Below are 26724 nucleotides of genomic sequence, written 5' to 3'. Positions count from 1 at the left end.
CACTGCGTTGAAATTTTTAAATTAAATTTTTTTAGCGGCAAAAATCGCTGAAATGTTTGATAAGTAATATTGTATATGCTTTTGGAATCTGCATAATTACAGATAGAAATCATATTATGATGGATAGAAGTCTTTTTTTATGGAATGAATTTTAATAAAACTTATAATCCTTGCTATATGAAAGACAGTTTATTTGATTTGCCGAAAGACCCGAAGCCCAAACCGCCTGAACAGCCAAAACAGAGCGAGCAGGCCAAAGTCTATACCGTCAGCCAAGTAACAGCACTGATAAAGGTTTGCCTTGAAAATACGCTGCCCGGCAGGCTGACAATCACAGGACAAATCAGCGGTTTTAGGCCTCATTCCAGCGGCCATTATTATTTCGATATCAAAGATGAAAACGCGGTCATTCCGTCGGTGATGTGGAAAAGCGATTCTGCAAAGTTGAAATTCAGGCTGGAAAACGGTCTGGCGATTATCGCCAAAGGGCACATTGACATCTATCCGCCGCAGGGCAAGTATCAGTTTTACGCCGATTCAATGACTCCCGCCGGCGTTGGCGCACTCCAGCTTGCCTTTGAGCAGATGAAAGAAAAACTTGCCGCCGAGGGATTGTTCGACGACGAACACAAAAAACCCTTGCCGAAAATCCCATTTCGTATTGCGATTCTTACCAGCAAATCAGGCGCTGCGCTGCACGACATTGTCGATAGTATCCGCAATCGCTGGCCGGTCGGTAAATTGCTGTTTTACGATGTGCCTGTTCAGGGAGCCGGTGCCGCGGAGAAAATAGCTCTTGCTATTAAAGATGTGAACAAGAGAAATAAGGATTTAAAAATTGACGTAATGATTGTTGGCCGCGGCGGCGGTTCGATGGAGGATTTATGGGCATTCAACGAAGAGCCGGTGGCAAGGGCAATTTATAATTCTAAAATTCCGGTTATCAGTGCCGTCGGACACGAAGTTGATATTACAATCGCAGACCTTGTCGCGGATGCTCGCGCTTCGACGCCTACAAAGGCAGGCGTTCTGGCCGTACCGGATATTAACGAAGTGATGTCGCACATTGATAATATAGATAACAGGATTAGAGCAAGCACGGATAATGTGTTGAGAATTTCAAAAGAAAGACTTAACACGATTCTCGCATCGTCTGCGTTTCGCAATCCAATGACGATAATTCAGAATAAATCGCAGATGCTGGACGATTTTGAAAGCACACTGAAAGATTCCGTTAAAAGTTTAATCGCAAACAAACGGCAGCTTATTCAGGCGTTTTTTGAAAAAATTCTCAAAATCGAGCCGCACAGATTGCTTGCCGATAAAAAAATCATCATCAACAATCTGCGGAATAAATTCGACAATCAAATCAAGTCTGTTTTGCACAAATTGAACCTTGAGCTTACAAATCGCGAAAGCCGACTGGCCGGCTTGAACCCGAAATCCGTTTTACAAAGAGGCTACAGCATTACCCGCAATAAACGAACCGCCGCTCTGGTGAAGTCTTCCGACGATGTGCGGGAATCTGATTTACTGATAACCGAGCTTGCGAACGATAAAACAATTGAAAGCAGAGTAATTAAAAAGTAAAATAGCGGCCAACTCTTATTTATTTAAGGATGTGCTATGACTGCCAAATCAAAGTGCCATGCTATCGTTTTATTTGTTACCCTTTTTTGTTTTATCATTCCTGATTGTCTTGCTAATGATGGTTGGAAACAAATGGAAAAAATACTTAACAGAATCAAGCATCCGGTCTTTCCCGACAAGGATTTTAATATTACAAATTACGGCGCCGTCAGCAATGGCAAAACTGATTGCACACAGGCTTTCAAAAAAACTATCGAAGCCGCAAGCAATGCCGGCGGGGGCAGAGTTGTCGTGCCGACAGGTGAATTTTTGACTGGCGCAATTCATCTCAAAAGCAATATTAATCTGCATTTGTCCGAAGGTTCGGTTATTAAATTTTCCGATGACCCGAATATGTATCTTCCGGCAGTTTTCACCCGTTGGGAGGGTCTGGAGTGTATGAATTATTCTCCGCTGATTTACGCGTATAAGCAGAAGAATATCGCAATAACCGGCAAAGGCACTCTCGACGGCAACGGCGAAACATTCACATTCAAACAGACCGTAAAAATGCTGCTCGAAGCTGCCGGCCCGATGCTTTTGATTTTCATCGCGATTGGTGGAATTTTACTCGGCTGGTTTACTCCGACAGAAGCGTCGGCTGTCGCTGTGCTTTATTCGTTTATTCTTGCTGTTCCGATTTATCGTGAGGTCAAACTAAAAGAACTGCCGCAGATGCTTTTGCAGACCGGCGTAACGACATCGGTTGTTTTTCTGCTGATTGGTACGAGTATGGCGATGTCGTGGATTATGGCTTTGGAGAATCTGCCGCAGAATATCAGCGAGGCTTTGATTGGTAAAATAGTAAAATCTTGCAAAAATCAGGGTTTATAAGTAGAATGTCGTACTATGACAGAAAAAACTGAAAATAAAGACGAAAAGAACATAACTTTTGAGCAGGCTCTCAAGAAGTTGAGCGATATAGTCGGCAAAATCGAGGCCGGACAGATTCCGCTCGAGCAGAGTTTAACGCAGTATGAAGAGGGCATGGAGTTGATTAAGTACTGCCGCGGCATTCTGGAAAAGGCCGAAAAGAAAATCGAAGAAATTACTAAGTAGCCACAGAGAACACAGAGTTCACAGAGATATTATTATGCGAGCGTGGCGGAACTGGCAGACGCGCAAGGTTTAGGTCCTTGTGTCCGAAAGGGCTTGTGGGTTCGACTCCCTCCGCTCGCATTTTTTCGGAGATAGTTTAATCCGGTTCACCGCCGGCAAGCGGACTGACAGTAACAGCAGCAACCGGCTGGGCGTTTTGGTGAGTGTGCTCTGGAATGTGTACCACCGCGAAGATACTGGCCGCAGCCGCAGCCGAGCCAATTAGGAATGTCCATTGGTAGCCCAGATATTTCCACGCTATTCCGCCGACAAGCGGCATTGTAACTGCCGCGACATGATTCATCGCCACACCCATGCTTAAAGTCATAGTCTTTTCGTTTGGCGGTGCGAGCCTGTCGACGTAGGTTGTCAAGGCCATCGCAAATACAAAAAACGCATTGTCCACAAGAAATATTCCGTAGAGGACATACTTGTTCCGTATGACTGCGTATCCGATAAAGAAAATTGTCAGGCAGGCATAGTAGAATATAAGCAGTTTGCGTTCGCCGATTTTGTCGATGAGCCTGCCGACCGCATGGGAACTGAACCATCCTATTGATTGCACGATGAGCCATAGCAGGAGAATCGTTGACAGGGCAGTGCCGTGAACTTTGACCAGCAGAAACCCCGCGAACGCCAAAAATATCTGCTTTCGCCAGCCTTCAAGAAAATTAAGCAGATAGTAAAGGCCGTACTTGTGTCTGATTACCAGTTTGGGTTTTTCACTTCTGATTTGTCTGGGGATATACAAACACGCAACCGCAGCGATTAATGCAGCCGCGCCTGCGATGATATACAGCGGTCGAATTTGCACCCCCGCAAAATCGAGAACCAGTGCAACTACAAGTCCAAGACCTGAACCCGCCGCGCCTGCCGCCTGAATCTGGCCGATACGCCGTCCCTGACAACCAGGTTCTGCCAGAGCAAGCCCCATCGAATTTGGAAGAGGCATCCATATATGCAGTCCCTGACTCCAGACAAGGCTTGAGATTATCAGCCAGAAATAGTTGTGCACATAACAATAACTGCCAAGCCCGACGGCTAAGAAAAGAAGCATAACTGCTCCTATCAAAGGTTCTGCCAGCCCCGCAAGCAGAGCCAGAATTCCCAATGCGAAAATCCCGCAGCTTTCGCGGAACATTTCCAGAACACCCTGTTGAAAGCCGCTAAGATTCATTTCCTGTACTACAAAATTTGCGTTGAGCGCAATCTGAAGGGTTAATGTAAATCCCACGGCCGCCGTGGCGATACAGAGGAATTTAATGCCTCTTTCCCGATGCTGTTCGATGTCAGAATCAGTTTGTTTGTCCAATACAACCTGCATAAAAAAAGCCTTTATAACCTGAACTTTGGATAAGCATAAAAAACGGCCGAACAGTCGGCCAAACCACCACCCCATTCCCCACATAGAATACCACATTTGCCATGGAGAGCACAGCATTTTTTGAGTCTGTTTGTCGGCAGCCTGCCTGTTTTACGGTTGAAAGTCAAAGGCAGGAAGGAGCATATTTTCTTGCAAAAATTTAAATTCCAGTTATTGTATGGCAGTTTTACAGAATTACATTTTTTAAGCTAAAGAACAGATACGGAACGGAAAAATGACGAAACAAATTACAGAAATGGTAAAAGAAAGCTGGCAGGAGCGTTATCACGCTTCGCAGATATATACTTTAAGATGCAAACTTGACGACACGCCGGGCATGCTCGGAAAAGCGATCACGGCAATTGGTCAAACCCAAACGCAAATCGGAAATATAAGTACCGCAGGCGTTGAAGACACGGCCAAAGTTAGAGACATACAGGTTTATTGTTCGAAAAAAGAGCAGTTGGAACAGGTAGTCAAAAGTATAAAAGCAGTCAAAGGGCTGGAAGTTTTGAGTGTTGTTGACGATGTTTTGGAAATGCACCGGCGCGGCGCTATTGAAATTAAAAGCAGGATACCGATTAATACCCTGACGGATTTGCGAATGCTTTACACGCCGGGCGTTGCGTTTGTCTGCACGAAGATTGTCGAAGACCCGTCTTCTGCATGGGAATACACAGGCCTTTGCGATAGAGTCGCGGTTGTAACCAATGGCACGGCCGTTTTGGGTTTGGGAAGTATTGGCGTTGTTCCTTCACTGCCGGTTATGGAAGGCAAAGCAGCTATCTTCGCGGAGTTTGCGAACATCAGCGCGGTGCCGATTCTTGTCGATTCCAAAGACCCGGAAAAAGTTATTGAAACAGTATGTGCGATAGCAAGCAGCTTCGGCGCAATACAGCTGGAGGACATTTCCGCGCCGACTTGTTTCGAGATAGAAAAGAAATTACAGGACAGACTCGATATTCCGGTAATGCACGACGACCAGCATGGCACGGCAACTGTTTTGCTCGCGGCCTTGATGAATGCGTTGAAGAAAACACGCAGAAACGCCAAAGACTGCAAGGTTATAATGCTCGGCGCAGGTGCTGCCGGCGTTGCGATTACGAAAATCCTCCTGAAATTCGGCGTAAAGGACATTGTAGTGTATGATTCCTGCGGAGCTATTTATAGAGGCCGCACGGAAAAGATGAACGTTCATAAACAGCAGTTGGCCGAAATTACAAATAAGGAAAACCAGAAGTGCAGTTTGCTCGAGGGGTTCATGGGCAAGGATATTTTCATCGGCGTTGCACAGCCGAACGCGGTTTCAAAAGAGATGATTGCCGCAATGGCCAAAGACGCACTTGTTTTTCCGTTGAGTAATCCTGTCGGCGAGATAACGGTTAAAGAAGCGTTGGACGCCGGCGCAGCGGTCGCCGCTGACGGCAGAACGATAAATAACGCATTGGCGTACCCCGGCCTTTTCAGAGGCGCTCTTAATGTCAAAGCCAAAGACATCACAGTGGATATGCAGTTGGCCGCCGCACGTACGCTGGCGGAAATATCGCCGGAAGGTTCGCTACTGCCGGATATTCTCGATAGGGAAACACATCGCAGAGTTATTAAAGCTGTCGAACAGGCTTACAAAGAATAACGCTGTTTTTTTCTGCGTGCAGGTATGATTAGCCATAAAATTACACTTGATAAATAGCTGGAAACCTTTAAATTAACAGAAGAATGCCTTGTTGTTAGGGCTGTTATTGTCTTTAATTGATAATGTATTTATTGGAACTATTATGTTTAAAATGAGTATCAAAGGTGAAAATTTACCGAATATCCCATGGCAGGACAGACCAAAGGGCTGTTCTGACGTTGTTTGGCGTTACAGCAATAATCCGGTTATTCCAAGAGACCTCATTCCATGTTCAAACAGTATCTTTAATAGTGCGGTTGTTCCTTACAAAGGCGCTTTTGCAGGCGTTTTTCGCGTGGACAGCAAGTCAAGAAATATGCGAATTCATGCCGGCAGCAGCAAAGACGGTTTTAATTTTCAGATTGACCCGGAACCAATCAAATTAATTTGCGAAGATCCGGAAATTTCAAACTTCATCGAAAGTTATGACCCGCGAGTCTGCTGGATAGAAGACAGATATTACGTAACGTGGTGCAACAACTATCACGGCTATACAATAGGAATGGCATACACCTACGATTTCAAAAAATATTATCAAATGGAAAATTCATTTTTGCCGTTCAATCGAAACGGCGTTTTGTTCCCACGCAAAATCAACGGCAAATATCTAATGCTGTCGCGTCCGAGTGATACAGGTCATACACCTTTCGGCGATGTATTTATCAGTGCAAGTCCTGACATGGTTCACTGGGGCTGCCACAGACATGTTATCTCACCAAAACGCGATAAATTAACCTGGCAGTGCACAAAGGTTGGTGCCGGCCCAATCCCAATCGAAACTTCCGAAGGCTGGCTGATGTTCTATCACGGCGTGCTGACAAGCTGTAACGGTTTTGTTTATCAGATGGGTGCCGCTTTGCTCGATCTTGAAAAGCCGTGGAAGGTTATCTATCGCAGCAAAGATTATCTGCTCAATCCGCGCACAATTTATGAATGCGTTGGCGATGTTCCGAATGTTGTCTTTCCGTGCGCTTCACTGCAGGACCCGGCAACAGGCAGAATCGCGATTTATTACGGCTGCGCTGACACTGTTACAGGTTTGTCGTTCTGTTACGCGGATGAAGTTTTCGATTATCTGAAAAATAATTCAGAACTGTAATAATTACAGTGTAAATCAGTGTCGTTTTTACTGCGGCGAATAATAACCTCCCCATTGTAGGACGAAGAGAATTTATGAAAATAATTATCGCACTGGATTCATTTAAATCGAGTTTGACCGCAGTGGAAGCCTGCGAAACTGTTTCTGACGCTATCGTTTCAGAGTACCAGGCCGTGAAAACGGTATTAAAGCCGATGGCTGACGGCGGCGAAGGAACAGCGAAAGCTATGCTTGCCGCAAGAGGCGGCAGATGGATAGAAAAAAAAGTAACCGGGCCGCTTGCGAACATGGAAGTTGACGCGGGGTTCGCCTGGTTCGATAAGCAAAAAGAAGCTCTTGTCGAAATGGCGACCGCCAGTGGTATCGAGCTTTTAACGCCTCAACAGCTTAATCCTCTTTTGGCAACCACTTTCGGAACAGGCCAATTAATTAAAGCCGCCGCCGAGTTTGGTGCGCAAAAGATTTTGCTCGCTGTCGGCGGAAGCGCGACAGTTGACTGCGGCATTGGCGCCGCGATGGCTTTGGGCTGGGAATTTCTCGATTCAAATAATGAATCTGTTGGCTTCGGCGGCAAGGCGTTACAGCAGGTAAGAAAAATTATTAAACCGCAATCGCTGAAACTGCCTCCGATAGAAGTTTTGTGCGATGTTAAGAATCCTCTTTGCGGCAATAACGGCGCGGCAAGAATTTTCGGCCCGCAAAAAGGCGCAACGCCTGAAATGGTGGAAGAACTCGAACGCGGTATGCTGAATATCGCGAACATTATAAAAAAAGCGACAGATACGGATATTAAAAACATTCCAGGCACAGGCGCAGCAGGCGGCTTGGCGGCTGGCGCGATGGCCTTTATGAATGCCAAACTTGTTTCAGGCGTTGATACAATAATTAAGGAAATACAATTAGAAAAAGAAATGGCCGACGCGGATTGGATTATCACCGGTGAAGGCTGTTTTGACCATCAGTCCTTAAAAGGCAAAGTCGTTTCCGGCATTATGAATATCGCCAAAAGCACAAAAACCAAAATCGCTGTTATCGCCGGTTCAGTTCTGCTGAAAAAAAATGAATACCAAAAGCACGGCATCGAAACAGCAATCGGCTGTCGAAAAGACGGAATGACTCTTGAGTACGCCATTACAAACGGCAGAAAACTGCTTGAGGCCGCGTCGCTCGAGTTTGCGAAAAAGAATCTTTAATTTATTCGAACACTATCGTGCCAAAGAATTCAGGCCGATGGAAATCAGGTTTCGGCAGTTCAACTTTCGACCATGTCAGCCAGTGCGGATGTGAGGTCTGGTCTGCGCATTTATAAAAATTAGCACGCCATTTAACGCCCGCTGTTGGTTTGCAGATTTTTGCGTATTTTTCAAGCATTTCCAAAGGCAGGGCATATTGCAGCGTCCACGTTGTCGGCTCTTTAATTTCAGGCTCGACGATTTTAGGCATCGACGGTAGCATCTTAATTTTTTCGCAGTCTTTTTCAGCGATTATTCTTTTGTTCGTGTCTCTTGCGGCCTGATGATGCATCAACAGTGTTCCGCCGCAGTTGGTTTCAAGATTGAAATAGCCGTCAGCGATATTTTCGCTCGGCGTAAAGAAAAACTCAACGCAGCTATCACTGTAAACCATACCATGTGTTTTTTTTGCGACTGCGCGAACATATTGGTCTTCAACTGTAAAGAAAACATAAATATTCTTATCATCGTAGAGCAGTTTCGCCTGAACTTTTGGGAAATGTTCGGGCTTATCGCCCATATAGTTTTTCAGCTCAAGAGTATTTGCCTGCTGCCATTGAATGTCTTTCAGATTTGCTGTATTTGTTCTTTTGATTTTGTAAATCGAGTTCATTGTATCGCTTTCCATATTATTATTATCAGTTATAAAGGGTGATGCCGGTAAATCATTTTTATTATAAAGATTGCATTCTATCCAATCTGCCCAGCCGTATCGAACATTTTTTGGATTTTCAATTTGTTCCGACCAGACGATAACGCTGTCGTTTTCGATTTTCGCGTTTGCGGTGACAAATTTGTTATCCTCGCCGGCAATTACAAATCCCTTAAGCGGTTCGTCATTCGGAATTTTAAGTCCCGACTCGGCATATTTGAAAGAAATTCTTATCTTGTCGCCTTCAATTTTCATATCTTTGTACAGAGGCCCTGAATACACGATATTTTTAAAGCCATAAGTTTTCGCCAGTGCCCACAGAGCCAGCCGCTGGCCGACAGGTTTTTTATTTTTCGGGTGAATATCGTTTGCTTCGCCGACATCCATCGTTACTGCCATTCCGGTATTCGGCACCACATCGAGAGTTTTTAATTGTGCCTGGCGGATTAAAATCCACTTGGCGTTATTGGGGTCGACTTTGCCGTAAGCCGGCAGTTGTACATAATAGAACGGGAAATCTCCTTGACTCCATTCACTCCGCCAGCTTGTAATCAGTGTTTGGAATAATTTGTCATAGACATTTCCGCTTTCGCGATTTGATTCGCCTTGATACCAGACAACGCCTTTTATAGCGAACGGAATAATGGGATGAATCATCGCGTTATAGACAAGGCAGGGGCGGTACTTTACCCTTATTTCGTTCGGCAGTATCGGCTGTTTTGGTGCCGGCTTATGTTCCGCGACAGCCTTGATAACATCTTCCCGCCATTTTCTGTATGCCGGTGCGTATTTCTTTTCATAGAATTCTTTATGTGCCTGATTGTTTGCGTCATCGACCAGGAATTTATTCAGCACAGGATTGCTTTGTAGCGTCTCTTTGTTTATCCACGCCTGCGCGGTGCTTCTGCCGGAGGATGAATCGATAAGGCCGATTGGCGTTTTCAATTTTTCGTGAAGTTCTTTGCCGAAGTAATAGCCGACAGCGCTGAAATTGGCCGCAGTTACGCTGTTACATTCCACCCATTTGCCTTTGCAGTCGTCGAGCGGTTTTTCAGACGGCGTTCCTTCGACGGAGAAAAGACGAATCCCCGGCAGATTTGCTTTCGGCATTTCATCATTGGCGCCGCTGGACACTTTGAGTTTCAGTTCCATATTCGATTGGCCGGAGCAAAGCCATACATCGCCTATGAGAATATTACTGATTGTTTTGGTTTCTTGTCCGCAGGTGATTTTGATGGTGAGTTTTTCGCCTTTTTTCGGCGTTTTGATTTTTGCCGTCCATTTTCCCTGCTCATCGGCATTTATTTTGACAGTTTTATGATTCCACGAGCAGGTGATTGCGATTTGGCTGTTCGGGTTAGCTTTGCCCCAAATCGGCGTATCTGTGTCGGCCTGCAAAACCATATTGTCGGAAATTATCGCCGGCAGGGTGATTGCCGCCTGCGCGGTTGAAGCGATTGCGAACAGTGTCAAGAGCAATATTTTTCTGAACATCTTTTCAATCCTTTAAAAATGTAAAGCGTAGATTTTAGCCTGTTTTTATTAAAATTAAACCAAAAAATTTGGAAGAGAGATAATATCGCTTTTTTTCTTGTTGTTTGCTATGTATATGTTATTATAATTGCGAATATATTGGAAGGATTTATGGCCGGTCAGGACGACAAAATAAAGTGGCTGTATACAGAGATGGAAAAGTGGGCACGTGAGGGTGTTATCGGTGTCGCACAGATGCAATCCATCAAGAATCTTTATCCCCAACCGCAAATCAAAAAATCTGTTCCATGGGCGTTATTAGTTTTCTCCGGAATTGGTGCGGTGATTATTGGTTTGGGAGTTATTTTGCTCTTTGCGTACAATTGGGACAAGATGGGGAAATACGCGAAATTATCCGTTGTATTCGGTTCACTTATCATTGCACATTTTACCGGCATTACGATTTTCATACGCAGTCAGCGATTTAAAGGTATTGGCGAATCATTGTGCGTTCTTGGAACGATGCTTTTCGGTGCCGGCATTTGGCTTGTCGCGCAGATATATCATATAGATGAACATTATCCGAATGCGTTTTTATTCTGGGGTCTTGGCGCGATGCTGATGGCATGGACAATGCCGTCGGTTATTCAGGCGATTCTTGCGGCTGTTCTGTTTACGATTTGGGCTGCGTGTGAAAGCGGAAATTTTAGTTGTTCGGTTCCGTACGTCTTTATTCTACTGGCAGCCTTATTACCGGTAGCATACGGTAAATCTTCAAGATTACTGATTACTATTTTGCTTTTGGCATTTTCTATATCTGCGATTTTTGTTGTATCATCTTACGATAACTACATGAGTGGGGAGATGGTTTTGCCGGTATTGCTTGGGCTTTTCTCGTTATATATTGCTGCCGGGGTAATTCACCAGAAAGTTGTTAAATATGATTTGCTTGCACCGTATTATTTCTTCGTTGGTTTGGCAGGATATTTTATTACGCTCTACATTTTAGGGTTTTCCGACGTACTCCGGGAAGTTGTAAACATCAGGAATCTTTTGAATGCAGGTGTTTTGCTTTATTGGTTTGTGCCTTCCGGAATTGCCTTTTTAGGCTGGTGCTATGTTCTCAAAAGAATTTTAGTGAAAGATTCGTTTAGATTCTTTTCTTACGATTTGTTCTTTGTACCGCTGATGCCTTTTTTAATTTTCTATTTTTGTTTTGGCACAATGCACGCTTTTCAATGGGTTCTGGCTGCAATATTAAATCTCGTTTTTCTGGTACACGCGGTAACTATGATGGGCAGAGGTTGTATGAATGCGTATCTGATGCCGACGATTTTCGGCTCACTGCTTCTTATTGCAATTATGATAGCCAGATTTATAGATTTTGTAGATAATCTTGCCCTTCGCGGTGTGATATTTCTTGTTGTCGGAATTCTTATTTTTAGTCAGGGGTTTTTCTATGTGCGTGCGAAAAAAGAAAAAGCCTTGCAGGAAAATAAATGAGAAAACTGCTTATAATTTGTTCTGCTGTTTTGCAGGTTCTTTTGCTTGCCTATATTGGCGGACAGAGAGAATATGTTTTGCATACAGGCCGAACTATTTATTTGCGTACAGTGCCTTTTGACCCGCGTGATTTTTTCCGGGGTGATTATGCACGGCTGAATTATGAAATTTCGACTATCGATAAAAAGTATTTTAAGGATGGTATTACTATTCCGCCTGACACAAGAGAGTCTTACCGCAAATTTAGAGGCAGGAAAATTTATACTGTATTACAGGTTGATGATAGTAACGTTGCATCTATAGTATATGTGACGGATAAAGAGCCGCAGAAAGACGCATTGTTCATCAGAGGCAGACAAACATATAGTTATGAAAATTCTATAAATGTTTTATACGGCATTGAAGCATTTTATGTCCAACAGGGCAAGGGCAGAGAAATAGAGACCAGAATGTCCGATGGCGAACGAACTACTATAGAAATGGAAGTAGCTCTCGGCACTAACGGCATAGCGGTACTCAAAGATTACCACAGGTCGCCATTATCAATTAAAGCTCAAAATCTGAAGAAAAAGGATGGTATTCTTCAAACTTGTGAAATTGTTTTAACAAACAATTCTGATAAACCCGTCGGTATTATTGATTTGCCCGGTTATAATTCTCTAAAATTGGAAATTGGTGTTGTTTTCCCGGGACAACCGGTGCCTTGGACACAAGAGCGTAAAATAGCCAAAATCGAAGACAAAGATGTGCATATTATAAAACCATTTCAAACTTATATCTTTCCTGTCGATTTTGACGATTCGTACTGGAAGATAGAACTTCCTGAAAAGACTCAATTGTCGGATGAGCCTAAAAATCCCAGGAAAATGTTATTATATTTAAGTGTAGCTTATGAATCGCCTTCAAAAGAACAGTGTAAAGACCTGAAAGATGCTGATATAGTCTGGCACGGTAAGCTTTCTACAGGAAGATTGAGTAATTACGATAATGACCCCAACTTAAGAATGTTGCCGAGTTTTCCCCGTTTTTAATGTTCAATTAAGCATTTTTTATTTTACCCAGAATACTAATTTTGACATTTCTCTTTTTTGTGTTATCATGAAACAGTGTCCCGATTTTGTCGGGATACCACTATTTTGATATTTAATTTTTTATTTTTAATATAAGGTAATAGAATGCGTTTATCGGCACGGATGCAGAAGAAACAATGGCACATTTTCCCCGCCCAGTCCAAATCCGCCGAGCTTGCCGCAGAGCTTAAAATCTCGCCATTGCTGGCACAGTTGCTTTATAATCGCCAGATTGAAACTGCCGAACAGGCCAAAATGTTTCTCAATCCTAAATTGGCCGACCTTATTGAGCCGGAGCAAATGCCCGGTATTGGCCCGGCTGTTGACCGGATAGAAAAAGCGATAAAAGACAAGCAGAAGATTACGATTTACGGCGATTACGATGTTGACGGCATTACCGCAGTTTCAATTCTGCATGGCCTTTTCAAACTGCTCGGCGCTGAAGTGGATTATTACATTCCGCACAGAGTTGACGAGGGGTACGGCCTGAATGTTGACGCGATTTCACAGGTGGCCGAAAGCGGTGCGAAATTAATCATCAGCGTTGATTGCGGCATTACGGCTTTCACGGCCGCACCGGTCTGCCGCGAAAAAGGAATGGATTTAATCATTACCGACCATCATCGTCCTGACGCGAGCGGCAAATTGCCGGAGGCCATCGCGATAGTGCATCCGAATCTTGACCCAAATTATCCTGCGCAGTCGAGTTCAGGCGCGGCAGTCGCGTTCAAGCTCGCATGGGCGGTTGTCAATCGAATCAAAAACGGAGCGACGACTCCGCAGCATTTGCGTCAGTTTTTAATCAACGCCACGATATTTGCCGCAATGGGTACGATTGCCGATGTTGTTGACCTTCGCGGAGAAAACAGAATTATCAGCAGTTTCGGCCTTCGCGCGATTTGCGATTCGGAACTGCCCGGCATCGAAGCGCTCGTCAACGCCGCGGGCATCAAAGGGCAGGCCATCGACAGCTTTCACATGGGTTATTGCCTGGCTCCGATGCTGAACGCCGCCGGCAGAATGGGACACGCGCGTCTTGCCGTCGAACTTTTGACAAGCGATAACAGCCTTAAAGCCATTCGAATTGCCGAGTATCTAAAGGAGCAGAACAAACAGCGTCAGCAGCTTGAGAAAAAAATCTTTAAGCACGCCTGTGAAATGATGACAGCCAGAGGCTTCGACCATCCCGACCGTAAAACGATTGTGCTTGCAAGCGACGAATGGCACACCGGCATTATTGGTATCGTTGCTTCGCGATTAGTTGACAAATTTCATAAGCCGGCGATTCTGTTCAATACTTCCAGCGGCAAACCGCAGGGTTCTGCGCGTACGATTGAAGGTTTCGACATTTTAGAAGCAATCACCGCCTGTCAGCAACATTTGAACACGTTCGGAGGTCATTCGATGGCCGCCGGTCTTACGCTTGACATTTCGAAAATAGACGATTTCACACAGGATTTGGAAACTTATGCCGTCGCTCACTGGAACGATGCGGACTTTGCCAGCAAATTGGAAATAGATGCCGTATGCAGTTTAAAAGATTTGACTGTGCCGGCCGTGAAGTTATTTTCAGCTCTCGGCCCGTTCGGCAGGGGCAATCCCGCACCGATTTTCGCCGCAAGGGGAGTAAGATTGAGTGCCTCGCCCAAAAAAGTCGGCGTGAACAATGACCATCTGCAATTGGTAATCTCCGACAACACAGCCAGCATCCGCTGCATAGGCTTTAAAATGGCTCATTTGGAGAAAAAACTGCTCGAAAATGAATTTTTCGATATCGCTTTCGAGGCAAAGGTTGACAACTTCTATGGCCAGCCGTCGATTCAGCTTGTTTTAAGCGATATTCAATTTAATTAATTTTTTTGCAATATTTTTTTGTATAATGGCGTCTGTACTTATTTACGGTATGTTTAAATCTACAATTAGGCGGATGGAATGCAGCGGTGAAATTCTTTTGGTACAGCGTAATATTCTTTATATCTATAAGTCCGGCAATTGCGGCAGAAGATTGTAATTGCGGTAAATCTGTTTCCAGAGATGGCAAACTGATTAAACCGGAAAAAATCTATCAGCAGTTCGAGCAGGGCGATGAAAAAGTTAAAGTCATCATCAATCTTAAGCAGCCCGAAATGCTCCGCGAAAAGAAGGTCAACTGGCGTTCCAGAGAATCAAAAAATCTTCTGCACAAAGAAGTAAAAAACAGGCAGGACAAACTCATCGACAGATTTTCCGCGAATGAATTCCATTTGCGTCATCGTTTTGAGAATCAGGCCGGTTTTTCATGTGAGGCTACCGCTGACGCTCTGGAAAAAATTTTAGCAGACCCCAATGTCGAGTCTGTCGAGCCGGTGGAATATCTGTACAAACATACCTCGCAGGGTATTCCTCTTATAAATGGTTCGGTGTATCGTTCGACTTATAATGGTCAGGGCGTCGCGATTGCGATTTGCGATACCGGCGTCGATTATAATCATCCGATGCTCGGCGGCGGGGGATTTCCGAACAGCAAAGTCATTGGCGGTTATGATTTTGGAGATTCGGATTCCGACCCGTTTCCGGCGTCTGACGAAGGACACGGCACTTGCTGTGCAGGTATTGCCGCAGGCGACCTCGGTTCAACCGGAAGCTACATCGGCGGCGTTGCGTACAATGCGAAAATTTACGCGCTCAAAGTAGAGAACAGTGCAGGCTCAATGACCAGCGACAAAATTATAGCCTCGTGGGACTGGTGCGTTACACATCAGTACGATGACCCGAACTATCCTATTCTTGTTATCAGTATCAGCCTCGGCAGCGATGCCGGCTATTCAAGTTATTGCGACAGTTCTAATACGTCTTACGCTGACGCGGTTAGCAATGCTGCGGCCGCGGGGATATCCATTGTTGTCTCGTCCGGCAATGATGGTTTTTGCAATTCGATAGCATCGCCGGCCTGTTTATCAGGCACTATCGCGGTCGGTGCGGTTTACGATGCGGCTTTCGGCAATGCTACATTTTGTGTTGACTCCTCTTCGTGTGCGTCCAAGACGGTATCCAGCAGCTGTTCGACCGGTTATTCCGCCACTGATGCAACAGCCGCCGACAAGGTAACTTCTTATTCGAATGTCGCGTCGATTCTCGATGTGTTTGCGCCTTCCAATCAGGCTTACACAACTGATATGGTCGGTTCTGCCGGTTATTCATCGGGCGATTATTATGCTTCGTTTGGCGGGACTTCTGCTGCCGCTCCATACACAGCGGGAGCGATAGCTTGTCTTCAGCAGGCCGCAAAGGAAATTACGGGCGGTTTTCTTTCGCCCTCACAGATTCGGGATGTGCTGACTTCGACTGGCGATAACGTTACGGATACGAAAGTCGCGATTACAAAGCCGCGAGTTAATATCGCTAACGCAATAGATAGCCTGTACGGTATGAAATTTGTACAAATCGGCACAGGCACTTTTTCGTGGTATTTTCCATTTCACACTGGTTCAAAGGATAACAGAACGCAGACGATTTACCTCGCTGATGAAATCACTACCGGCGGCACTATTTCAGCTTTGCAGCTTTATGTTCCGACGGTGCCGGGGCGTACTATGACAAACTGGACGATTCGTATGAAGCACACATCGCTTGTGGAGTATAGTTCGTGCGAGCTTGAATCTTCAGGCTGGACGACGGTCTATCAGGCAGATGAAACTATCGATAATACGGGCTGGCATTTATTTACTTTTACCACGCCTTTCGAGTATAATAGCACAGACAATCTGATGGTTGATTTCAGCTTTAATAATAGTAGAACTGCATTTTATTCGGGTTATTGTTATTGTTCAAGTCCGGGCGGAAACAGAACGGCATCCGCATATGCGAACGATACTTACGGCGACCCGCTTGATTGGTCTGGCTCTTCTTCGCCAACAGTTTCGTGCGATTCGTATGTTCCAAATATTATTTTTACTGTAAATCTGGATTCCGTTTCCGCTCCGACACTCAATGCCGAGCCGAACATTACTGCTGGCCTGTGCAATAATATTTCGTGGAGCGATGTTCCGCTTGCTGATAATTATTATGCCGAGTGTGCCGCTGATTCGTCATTTTCATCTGTCGAAGCAAACAGCGGCTGGATAGCGGATGCGAATTATCAGTTCTGCTCACTTGCCAATAGTCAGACATATTGGTACAGAGTCAAGGCGAAAAATGACACATTCGACATCGAAAGCGACTGGTCGAACATCGTTTTTTCACGTCAATGTGCGACTATTGGCGATTTTCAGCCGGATTGTGCGGTTGACACGACAGATCTCGCCGTTATCGCCGAGCAATGGCTCTCGCCCGAAGCCCCGCTGTCGGCGGATATTGCCCCACAGCCCGATGGCGATGGCACCGTTAATTTCCTCGATTTGGCCGAATTTGGCCTCCACTGGATGCAATAAAAGATTTAACTGTTTTTAATTCCAAAAAGAGTTATAATACCCCCCTTGTGTTTTTAGTTCATCGACAAAGAACATCTTTTATTTTTTTTTAGGATTTTCAAATGCCATTTAAAATGCTTGGGCTTTCTGACCCACTTGTTCGCGGAATACTCGCGACCGGATACACTGCGCCGACAGAAATTCAATCGCAGGTCATTCCTTGTGCCATAGAGGGCAAGGATATTATTGGCTGTGCCCAGACAGGTACAGGTAAAACCGCAGCTTTTGTGCTGCCGATTCTTAACCGTCTTACTCACGAACGTGATCACAAAGGCAGGTATGTCAAGGCGCTTATTCTTACGCCCACAAGAGAGCTGGCTCTGCAAATCCATCAATGTATTATTGACTACGGCCGGTTTTTGAGTCTTCGCACTCTCACAATTTACGGCGGCGTGAACATCGGCGGGCAATTGTCGCAGTTAAGTCGCGGCGTGGATATAGTCGTTGCTACTCCCGGCAGACTTATCGACCACATTAATCGCCGAACAGTTGACCTTCGTAACGTAGAAGTGTTAGTGCTTGACGAAGCGGATCGTATGCTCGATATGGGTTTTATAAATGACGTCCGCAAAATTATCTCATACACTCCGCAAAACCGGCAGACAATGCTTTTCTCCGCGACGATTCCGCCGGAGATTCACAAACTCGCATCGGGCGTAATGCAGAGTCCTAAAGTAATTCAGGTCGGCCGGGCACACAATCCGATTGAGACGATTACACAGCATATTTACCCGGTCTCAAAAGAGAACAAAATGCAGATGCTTTTGTATATGCTTCAAAAGGGCGGTATGTACAGTGTTCTGATTTTCTCACGCACAAAACACGGAGCGGACAGAATCAGTAAAAAACTCTTGCACGCTGATATTAAATCTATGTCGCTTCATTCCGACAGAACGCAGAGTCAGCGACAGCGGGCGCTTGAAGGTTTTAAAAATGGTAAATTTCAGGTGTTGGTTGCGACGGATATTGCCGCAAGAGGCATAGATGTTGAAGGTATTTCGCACGTGATTAATTTCGATGTTCCGTCATTTGCGGAGGATTATGTCCATCGTATCGGCAGAACAGGCCGCGCAACTGCGAAAGGCGATGCGATTACGTTTGTTGCACGTGATGAAGAAAAATATGTTCGTCAGATAGAGAAATTTATCGGCAAAAAAATCAAGTACGAAAAATGTGAGGGCTTTGTCCCGACGCCTCTTTCGCCGCAGGAGCAGCAGGAGCATCACGAGGAAAAAACTCGCAATGCAGAAAGGTCGCGTTCGCCGCAGCAGCGAAATCAGAAGCGTTCTTTCCATCCGGATCAGAAACGCTCTTTCCACCCGGGAAAAAAGACTAATAGCCGTAATAAGCGCTCCTGGCACAAAAAATAATATCGAAGATTTTTAAAACCCTCGGCATGTGCCGGGGGTTTTTTGTTTTATATTATTTTTGCGCATAAAAAAAGCGGCAGACCTGCTGAACCGTTATTTGGTGAATAGCATTTTTTATGCAGGTATCCACGATATCGGTAGCAAGTATTCCGCTAATTTATATGCCGTCTTTTTAGGACAGCCTTCTTACCCTTCCAAATATAATATAAGATATGTTTCCCAAATTGCCAAATTTGAGATGATTTTAAATTTTCAATCTTAAATCATATTGACTAATGCTAATTTTTCTCCTATTATTCAACGTTTTAGGCAGTTTTACTGATTGCGATTGAATTTTCCCGTTAATCCGCGGGTAAGGTGCTTAAAATTGTAAGTTACCTTGATATTCGCGGGATTTTACTACCCTTAAGGATATATAAGGAGTTTTATTGTGACGCAAACAGATGATTTTCGTAACATCGTATTACTTGGTCATGGAGGCTGCGGCAAAACAAGCCTAGCTGAATCCATTCTTCATAAGACCGGTAAAACAAACAGGTTAGGAACAGTAGAGGAAAAAAATACCGTCAGCGATTTCGATGACGAAGAGAAGGAACGCGGCAATTCAATTCATTCCGCGGTTATGCACACAACGCACAATGGTAAAGAAATCAACATTATAGACACCCCCGGCTATCCGGATTTTGTTGGCGCGGCTTTAACCACAATTCCCGCGGCCGATTGCTGTGTTATCGTTATCAACGCCGCTACCGGCATTGAAATCAACACACGCAAACTCTTCCAGGCCGCCACAGATGCCGGCAAGGCGAGAATTATTATTGTCAACAAGATTGACACTGAAACCGCCGATATTCCAGAACTTATCAAGAATATTCAGGCGACTTTCGGTATGCTGTGCAGATGTGCTAATTTGCCGGCTGCGGATAAATCAGCCGTTGTTGACTGTCTTGAAAAAAGTGCCGGCGATGTTCTTTTCTCTGATGTCCAGAGTGCCCACATCGAGATTATCGAAAGCGCGATTGAAGCCGACGACAAGTTGATGGAATCGTATCTCGCAGGCGAGCAGATTTCGCCGGAGCAGATTGCCGCTGTTTTCACAAAAGCGCTGGCCAATGGCAAAATCATACCGATTCTTTTCACAAACGCACGCAAGGAAATCGGCATTGTGGAATTTCTCGATATGGTTACAAAAGATGCGCCGTCGCCTGCGCAGGTAAAGCCTGCCAGGCTGGTTGATGGTGATAATGTTACAGAGCTCACGGCTGACCCGAATGGGCCGTTGGCTGGTCTTGTTTTCAGAGTCGGTCTTGATCCTCGTTCGAATATGAAATACGCTACAATGCGTATTTTCAGCGGCACGTTGAAAAGCGATACCGCTATGTTAAGAAACCACGACAAGAAGCCGATTCGCCCAGGCCACGTGCTGAAGAATCAGGGTGCTGAAAATCACGAAACACCAGTAGGCGTCGCAGGCGATATTGTTACGCTTGCGAAGCTTGAGGAATTGCGGATTGGAGATTTGATTCACGACGGCAAAGTTGCCGGCAACTTCGAAATGCCGAAAGTTCCGGCTCCGATGTTCAGTCTTGCTCTTGAGCCTACATCGAAGGGCGACGAGCAGAAGTTGAGTATCGCGATGGAAAAACTGACCGAAGAGGATGTTTGCTTCAAAGTCAGCCGTGACCATCAGACCCACGAACTGGTTATTAGCGGAATGGGCGATTTGCATTTGCGTGTTATGCTCTCGAAAATGGAAAAGAGATTTAAACTTGCCGTTACGACCAAAAAACCGAAGATTCCATATCGTGAGACTATTACCGCGAAAGCCGAAGGCCATTATCGTCATAAAAAACAGACAGGCGGCGCCGGTCAGTTTGGTGAAGTTTTCCTGAACGTCGAACCGGCTCCTCGCGGCTCTGACCCTACCCTCATCTTTTCATGGGATATTTTCGGCGGTTCGATTCCGGGACAGTTCGAGGCTCCGATTCTCAAAGGTATTCAGGATGTTATGGAAAATGGCGCTGTCGCAGGCTTCCCGATGAAGGATATTAAGGTTTCAATCACTGACGGCAAACACCACCCGGTTGACTCGAAGGAAGTTGCGTTCCGTGCCGCCGGCAAAGGTGCGTTCATTGAAGCTGTTTCAAAGGCGAAGCCGTGTCTGCTCGAGCCGATTGTAAATATTGAAATTACAGTTCCTGCCGATTTTGTTGGCGGAATTGCAGGCGACCTGTCAAGCCGTCGCGGCCGTGTACAGGGGCAGGATATGCTCGCGGGCAATATGATGGTCATCAAAGCACAGGTTCCATTATCAGAAGTTGCAAGCTATGACAGCCAGCTAAAAAGCGTTACAGGCGGTCAGGGCAGCTATTCGATGGAATTGAGCCATTACGAAGTTGTGCCGCCGAACGTCCAGCAGCAGGTTGTTGCGCAGTACGCAAAAGAAAAACAGGCTGAAGTCGAATAATATATATAAGGTTTAGCCCTGCCACCGCTATGGCAGGGTTTTTACCTTTTATCGCAATAGGTATAATGTGGAGACTGAATACGAGAAAAACACGACAGACCCGGTCTGCGGTATGTCCGTTGATACTTTTTCTGCGTCTGCTAAAACGCAATATAAAGGAAAAGAATATTTTTTCTGCGGTAACAAATGCGCACAAAAATTCCAGTCTGACCCTGAAAAATACCTTGCCCCCAAACCTGTCGTAAAACATTCTGTTTTGGATTCTGAAATAATTTACACCTGCCCAATGCATCCCAATGTTCGTCATAAGGGGCCGTCAACCTGTCCGAAATGCGGTATGGGGCTCGAACCTGAACAGTTATCCGCAGAGGAAATACCAAATCCGGAACTTGTTTCGATGAGTCGGCGTTTCTGGGTTGGTCTTGTTTTATCGTTCCCGATATTTTTCATTGCTATGGGTCATCATATTTTTCCTAAAGCGATTGAATCGATAGCGTCGATGCACGTGCTGCACTGGTTTGAGTTTGTTTTGGCAACGCCTGTGGTATTTATATGCGGCCGGCCTTTCTTTGTTCGCTTTTGGCAATCGATTATAAACCGCAGCCCGAATATGTTTACGCTTATTGCGATTGGCGTCTCGGCGTCTTACTTTTACAGTGTAGTCGCGATAATAGCTCCGCAGATTTTTCCCGCGTCATTTCGCAATTCTGTCGGCGGAGTTGATGTCTATTTTGAACCTGCGGCCGTTATAACAGTGCTGGTTTTGATGGGACAGGTTCTGGAATTGCGAGCCAGAGGCAAAACCAGTACGGCAATCAGGGAGCTGCTTTCGCTTACGCCGAAAATCGCAGGGAAGATTTTGGAAGATGGTTCTGAAAAAGATATTCCGATTGAAGATGTTATTGTCGGCGACAAACTGCGTATCCGTCCAGGCGGAATCGTTCCCGTCGATGGCGTTGTTATAGAAGGTTCAGGCTTTGTCGATGAGTCGATGATAACAGGCGAGCCCGCACCAGTTGAAAAAAATCCTCAGTCGAAAATCATTGGCGGAACGATTAATACTTCAGGTTCGCTTTTAATGCATGCCCAGCGCATCGGAGCTGAAACGATGCTTGCGCAAATTGTTCAAATGGTCGCGCAGGCTCAACGTAGCAAGTCGCCTATTCAGAAAATCGCTGATACTGTCGCGGCGTATTTTGTGCCGCTTGTTTTCACTGCCTCAATTATTACATTCATTATGTGGTCGCTGATTGGCCCACAGCCGCGTTTTGCGTATGCTTTGGTAAATGCCGTCGCTGTGCTGATTATCGCCTGTCCGTGCGCACTGGGACTTGCGACGCCTTTGTCGATAACGGTTGGTCTTGGCAGAGGGGCGAAGGCCGGCGTTCTTATTAAAAACGCCGAAGCCCTTGAAAATATGGAAAGTGTTGACACGCTGGTCGTTGATAAAACCGGTACGCTTACAGAAGGCAGGCCGAAAGTTGTTTCCGTTGTTGCCAACGAAATAAAGGAAAGCCTGTTGATTCAGATTGCCGCCGGGGTTGAACAGTATTCGGAGCATCCGCTTGGCCGGGCGATAGTTAATTTCGCCGAAAGTAAATATATTTCACTGGAAAATATTCAGAGTTTTCAGTCTTTTGCCGGCAAAGGCGTGACAGCATTGCTCAATGGAGGGAAAATTATAGTTGGAAGTCAGAAATTGCTTGAGGAAAATGGAATTGACGTTTCGCGAATGACGAACAGTATCGACCAGAGTAACACAACTGTACTGGTTGCCGTAGAGGGCAAAATCAAAGGGGCTATTGCCATTGCCGACCCGATAAAGGAATCCGCACGTGATGCGGTAAAGCTGCTTAAAAAACAGGCCATTGAACTGATAATGCTCACCGGCGACAATCAGAAAACCGCCGAGATGATCGCAAAAGAGCTTGGCATAGAAAAAGTTTACGCGCAGGTTTTGCCGCAGGACAAAAACGAAATAATAAAGCGGCTTCAGCAGCAGGGCAAAATTGTCGCGATGGCCGGCGACGGCATAAATGACGCTCCCGCTCTTGCGCAGGCCGATGTCGGAATTGCGATGGCGACCGGCACAGATATCGCTATGGAAAGCGCCGACATTGTCCTTGTCAAAGGCGATTTACGTGGAATCATCAGGGCACGAAATTTGAGCAGGGCGACAATGCGTAATATCCGCCAGAACATTTTCTTCGCGTTTTTCTATAATTCTGTTGCGATTCCGATTGCCGCAGGTTTGCTGTATCCGTTTTTGGGAATTTTGCTAAGTCCGGTTATCGCAGCGCTGGCGATGAGTTTTAGTTCAGTTTCTGTTGCGACAAACGCGCTTCGTCTGCGGAATACAAAATTATAATTTCAATGCTTCGAGAACTGCTTTTCGCATCACATCCATCGGACAGTCTGTTTGCGTAAACATTTTAAATTGTTCCGCGGCTTGCCCTATGAACATCTCCGCTCCGCAGACAGTCTTTGCTCCTGCTTGTTTGGCTTGTTTTATCAGTAGCGTTTCTATCGGATTATAAACCATATCGAAAACCGTTTGTGTAGGTTTAAGACATTCCGCCGGCAGCGGGCTTTCGTTGACGTTGGGATGCATTCCGATACTGGTGCAGTTGATAATAATATCCGCGTTCAGGTTTTTAAGTTCGTCGTTGCCCGCAAAATGACATTTAAATTCTCTGGCCAGTCCCTGTGCTTTTGCCATTGTGCGGTTGTAAATTGTAATTTTAGCGCCGACGTCCGCAAGTCCCGCCACGATAGCGCGAGCCACTCCGCCTGCTCCCAGACATGCGACAGTCTTTCCATTAAGCTGTTTTCGTGATATTCCCATCGCGACTGTTAATGCGTCCATCGCGCCGGCATAATCGGTATTACCGCCTGTGATTCTGTTATTTTGGCCGATGGTCAGCGTATTGACCGCTCCGATTTGCACCGCGACAGGGTCGATATATTCGCCTTTTTCCTGTGCGTATTCAAGTGCGTTGACTTTGTGCGGTATCGTTACGCTAAACCCCTTAAAATTCAGCCACGGCCTCGATGTAATGTTATTCAAAAATTTGTCGAATTCGGCATTTCCGCCCTTTACAAGCATTGGCAGATAAACGCCGTTGTAATTTTTCGCTGCGAAGCAAGCGTTGTGAACTGCAGGACTGATGGAGTGTCCGACAGGGTCCGCGATTACTCCGAACAATTCGGTATCTTTGTTTATCGTATCGAATCGATAGAGTTGTTTCATTGTTTCAATGGAAACCTGTCCCGGCGCGGTCTGCTGATTTTCGTCAAGACTTCCGAAAGTTAAAAACGCATTTAGTTTCTTCGCAATAATCCTGCTGATGATTCCGGCCTGTCCCATACATATCGCGATTGCTTTTTCGCCGTATTCGTGAAGTATGTCGAATGCCGGAAAGCAGTCGTTTATATGATTCGCCTGATAAGCTGTTTTTGCGATTGCGTCGGGAAACACGGAGTACATTTCCTCGTAAATCTCAGATAAATTTTCGAAAGGTTCTTTAAAGTTGTGCGATGAGAGAATCAGTTTTGTTTTTTTGTGTTCAGCTAATGCTTGTTTTATCTCGATTTCGACATCGCCGGTAAAGTTTTTAAATTCGCAGTCGATTAAATCCGCGTTGTTATTTATCGCCTCAACGAGTATTTGTTTGCGAAGCGGGGCGGGAATATTGTTTTGACCGCCTTCTTTAGCGTCCCGGCAGGTTACAATTATTGGCAGATTCGTCTTTTTGGCCTCTGCCATTAGTCCTTTGAGTTTATAGGTGTCGAGCGATTCTAAATAATCGCTGCGAAGCTCCAGCATTTGGACGCCTGCCTTGACAGCCGAGCTGATTTGCTCTTTGCAGCTTTGTAAATCTTTTCCGCAAATTGGAATAGTCAAATAAGTCATAAGTTAAATATCTCTGTGAGCTCTGTGTTCTCTGTGGCTAAAACAAAAATTATTCTCCGTGGCTTAATCTAATTGCTGGTTTACTCTGTCCATTACGATATTGATAGCAGTTAGATAAGCCTTGGCGATTGCTTCAAGCAAATCGATTGAGCAAGCTGTCGTTCGCACCTGCCTGTTATGATATTCAGTAGTAATGCTTACCTGTCCGAGCGAATTTGTGCCTTCCACGATTGAATTAAACGCAAGGTTTTTAAGGAAAATTTTTATTTGCGTCGCTTCGGAAATTGCGGTGCATATTGCATCGGTCGTACTGCATCCTGCCGCCTGTGAAGTGATGTGTTCTTTCTTTGGCGTTTCGAGTACAACTGTCGCCGTTGGAAGTATCTTTGGTCCCAGTGTTGTCTTGAGCGAGACAAGGTCGAACCCGATTTGGGGCTGAATATAAATTTCTTCCGCGATTGCCGCTATTTCCTCGACATAAATAGAGGTCTTAACTTCGTATAGGCTGGTTATCCGTCCGAACAGATCATCGAACTGTTTTTGTGAAAATTCCTTACCCATAGCCGCCGTTTGTGCCCGCACGACTTCGGCGATAGGCGGTTTGGTCGCGTCAAAAAGAGGATTATCGCTCATTCTCATTATCATAGCCTGATTGTACACTAATGCCCTAAAAAGTCAAAAATATATCTCCTTTAAAATACTTGCCCAAAACATTCTTTAATCGTAAAATAGTTTGAAAGGATTTTGATATGATTACGATAGATAAACTTGAAGGGATTGACAATGGCCTTCGTCATTGCTGCCTGACAATCGGCAACTTTGATGGCGTCCATCTCGGTCATCGTGAAATAATTCGTTCCGCAAAGCAGTTATCCGGCAATTTCGGCGGCTGTCCCGTTGCGGTAATGACGTTCGACCCTCACCCGGCCGCGATTTTGCACCCAGACAGAATGCCAAAAGTTCTTACGCCTTTGCGTTTGAAAGCCGCTCTGCTCGAACAGGCCGGCATAGATTATATGATTGTTATGAAAGACAATTATCAGATGCTCTCGCTTTCGCCGGACGATTTTGTTGTGAAATTTCTGATGAAGGAAATTGCCCCCAAAGCGATAATCGAAGGCGATGATTTCCATTTTGGTTACGGCCGCAGCGGCAACGTGCGGACTCTTGAGCATCTGGCGAAACAGCATAATTTTAATGTTACCATAATTGAGCCGCAGCAGTTACTGGTCGGAAACGCATCGATGCGAGTTTCCAGCACGATGATTCGCCATTTGCTGCACCGCGGCGATGTTGCCGATGCCGCCCGCGCACTTGGCAGGCCTTACCGCCTTATGGGAAGCATTGTCAAGGGCAGGGGAAAGGGCACTGAATTGGGATATCCGACCGCGAACATCGACCCGCACGACCAGATTATACCCGCTGAAGGCGTTTACGCGGGATTCGTATCGTTAGCAGATAGCGTTGATGAACTTGCGATTAAGAATCAGAAATCGCCCGCCGTTTTCAGTATTGGCAGGGCAAAAACTTTCGTATCCAACCACCCTCTGCTTATCGAAGCACATCTGCTTGATAAGAAGCCGGAAGATTTATATGGAAAATATCTTGCGATGGATTTTGTGGATTTTATTCGCACGCAGATTCGTTTCGAATCGGAAGAGAAACTCAAAGAGCAAATTGCAAAAGATTGTCAAAAGTCGGAGTATATTCTTTCTAACAAATAATTTGCACAAGG

General features: G+C 45.4%; 18 protein-coding genes and 1 tRNA gene. 15 read left to right on the top strand and 4 right to left on the bottom strand.

The window, feature by feature from the left end; all coding sequences use genetic code 11:
• Positions 1–144 precede the first annotated feature (144 nt).
• The 4 genes from xseA (at position 145) to LLF92_09770 (ending at position 2808) form a co-directional block, all read left to right on the top strand.
• Positions 145–1590, top strand: coding sequence for an exodeoxyribonuclease VII large subunit (xseA, locus tag LLF92_09785; protein MCE5341397.1), 1446 nt, complete (start codon positions 145–147; stop codon positions 1588–1590).
• A gap of 36 nt (positions 1591–1626) precedes the next feature.
• Positions 1627–2463, top strand: coding sequence for a TRAP transporter large permease subunit (locus LLF92_09780; GenBank protein ID MCE5341396.1), 837 nt, complete (start codon positions 1627–1629; stop codon positions 2461–2463).
• A gap of 15 nt (positions 2464–2478) precedes the next feature.
• Positions 2479–2688: an exodeoxyribonuclease VII small subunit gene (gene xseB, locus LLF92_09775; GenBank protein ID MCE5341395.1), complete on the top strand. Its 210-nt coding sequence runs from the start codon at positions 2479–2481 to the stop codon at positions 2686–2688.
• Positions 2689–2724: 36 nt separating this feature from the next.
• A tRNA-Leu gene (locus LLF92_09770) sits at positions 2725–2808 on the top strand.
• 16 nt (positions 2809–2824) lie between these two features.
• On the opposite strand, the gene LLF92_09765 is transcribed toward LLF92_09770, so the two are convergent.
• On the bottom strand, positions 2825–4051 hold the full coding sequence (locus tag LLF92_09765) for an MFS transporter (GenBank protein ID MCE5341394.1): 1227 nt from the start codon (positions 4049–4051) through the stop codon (positions 2825–2827).
• Positions 4052–4325: 274 nt separating this feature from the next.
• On the opposite strand from LLF92_09765, the gene LLF92_09760 reads away from it, so the two are divergent.
• From LLF92_09760 to LLF92_09750, 3 genes are all read left to right on the top strand, one after another.
• The gene (locus tag LLF92_09760) at positions 4326–5723 is read left to right on the top strand and encodes an NAD-dependent malic enzyme (GenBank protein ID MCE5341393.1); all 1398 of its coding nucleotides are present in this window, start codon (positions 4326–4328) and stop codon (positions 5721–5723) included.
• 151 nt (positions 5724–5874) lie between these two features.
• Positions 5875–6861: a glycoside hydrolase family 130 protein gene (locus LLF92_09755; protein ID MCE5341392.1), complete on the top strand. Its 987-nt coding sequence runs from the start codon at positions 5875–5877 to the stop codon at positions 6859–6861.
• Between the two features lie 74 nt (positions 6862–6935).
• Entirely contained in the window at positions 6936–8054 is a 1119-nt protein-coding gene (locus tag LLF92_09750) for a glycerate kinase (protein ID MCE5341391.1), read from the top strand.
• 1 nt (position 8055) lies between these two features.
• Here the strand turns inward: LLF92_09750 and LLF92_09745 are convergent, their stop codons facing one another.
• Positions 8056–10239 (bottom strand): hypothetical protein, encoded by a 2184-nt coding sequence (locus tag LLF92_09745; protein MCE5341390.1) that lies wholly within the window; start codon positions 10237–10239, stop codon positions 8056–8058.
• Positions 10240–10389: 150 nt separating this feature from the next.
• Here LLF92_09745 and LLF92_09740 point away from each other — a divergent pair, with 150 nt between their 5' ends.
• From LLF92_09740 to LLF92_09710, 7 genes are all read left to right on the top strand, one after another.
• Complete coding sequence (locus tag LLF92_09740) at positions 10390–11721, top strand: DUF2157 domain-containing protein (GenBank protein MCE5341389.1); 1332 nt, start codon at positions 10390–10392, stop codon at positions 11719–11721.
• The gene (locus LLF92_09735; protein MCE5341388.1) at positions 11718–12752 is read left to right on the top strand and encodes a GDYXXLXY domain-containing protein; all 1035 of its coding nucleotides are present in this window, start codon (positions 11718–11720) and stop codon (positions 12750–12752) included. The genes LLF92_09740 and LLF92_09735 overlap by 4 nt, the downstream gene beginning before the upstream one ends.
• 144 nt (positions 12753–12896) lie before the next feature.
• Positions 12897–14645, top strand: coding sequence for a single-stranded-DNA-specific exonuclease RecJ (recJ, locus tag LLF92_09730; GenBank protein ID MCE5341387.1), 1749 nt, complete (start codon positions 12897–12899; stop codon positions 14643–14645).
• A gap of 86 nt (positions 14646–14731) precedes the next feature.
• Positions 14732–17200 (top strand): S8 family serine peptidase, encoded by a 2469-nt coding sequence (locus tag LLF92_09725; protein MCE5341386.1) that lies wholly within the window; start codon positions 14732–14734, stop codon positions 17198–17200.
• A gap of 101 nt (positions 17201–17301) precedes the next feature.
• Positions 17302–18609, top strand: coding sequence for a DEAD/DEAH box helicase (locus LLF92_09720; protein MCE5341385.1), 1308 nt, complete (start codon positions 17302–17304; stop codon positions 18607–18609).
• Between the two features lie 430 nt (positions 18610–19039).
• Positions 19040–21076, top strand: coding sequence for an elongation factor G (locus tag LLF92_09715; GenBank protein ID MCE5341384.1), 2037 nt, complete (start codon positions 19040–19042; stop codon positions 21074–21076).
• A gap of 67 nt (positions 21077–21143) precedes the next feature.
• Positions 21144–23444, top strand: coding sequence for a heavy metal translocating P-type ATPase (locus tag LLF92_09710; protein ID MCE5341383.1), 2301 nt, complete (start codon positions 21144–21146; stop codon positions 23442–23444).
• Here the strand turns inward: LLF92_09710 and aroE are convergent.
• Together aroE and LLF92_09700 are read right to left on the bottom strand one after the other, a co-directional pair.
• On the bottom strand, positions 23439–24989 hold the full coding sequence (gene aroE / locus LLF92_09705; protein MCE5341382.1) for a shikimate dehydrogenase: 1551 nt from the start codon (positions 24987–24989) through the stop codon (positions 23439–23441). The genes LLF92_09710 and aroE overlap by 6 nt on opposite strands.
• Positions 24990–25052: 63 nt before the next feature.
• A complete protein-coding gene (locus LLF92_09700) occupies positions 25053–25628 on the bottom strand; it encodes a hypothetical protein (protein ID MCE5341381.1) in 576 nt (191 codons plus the stop codon).
• A gap of 110 nt (positions 25629–25738) precedes the next feature.
• On the opposite strand from LLF92_09700, the gene LLF92_09695 reads away from it, so the two are divergent.
• Positions 25739–26713, top strand: coding sequence for a bifunctional riboflavin kinase/FAD synthetase (locus LLF92_09695; protein ID MCE5341380.1), 975 nt, complete (start codon positions 25739–25741; stop codon positions 26711–26713).
• The last annotated feature ends 11 nt before the right edge of the window (positions 26714–26724 follow it).

The organism is Planctomycetaceae bacterium (assembly GCA_021371795.1).
GTDB lineage: Bacteria > Planctomycetota > Phycisphaerae > Sedimentisphaerales > UBA12454 > UBA12454.
Note: the sequence above shows the minus strand (reverse complement) of the source record. Positions and strands in the feature narration are given on the sequence as shown.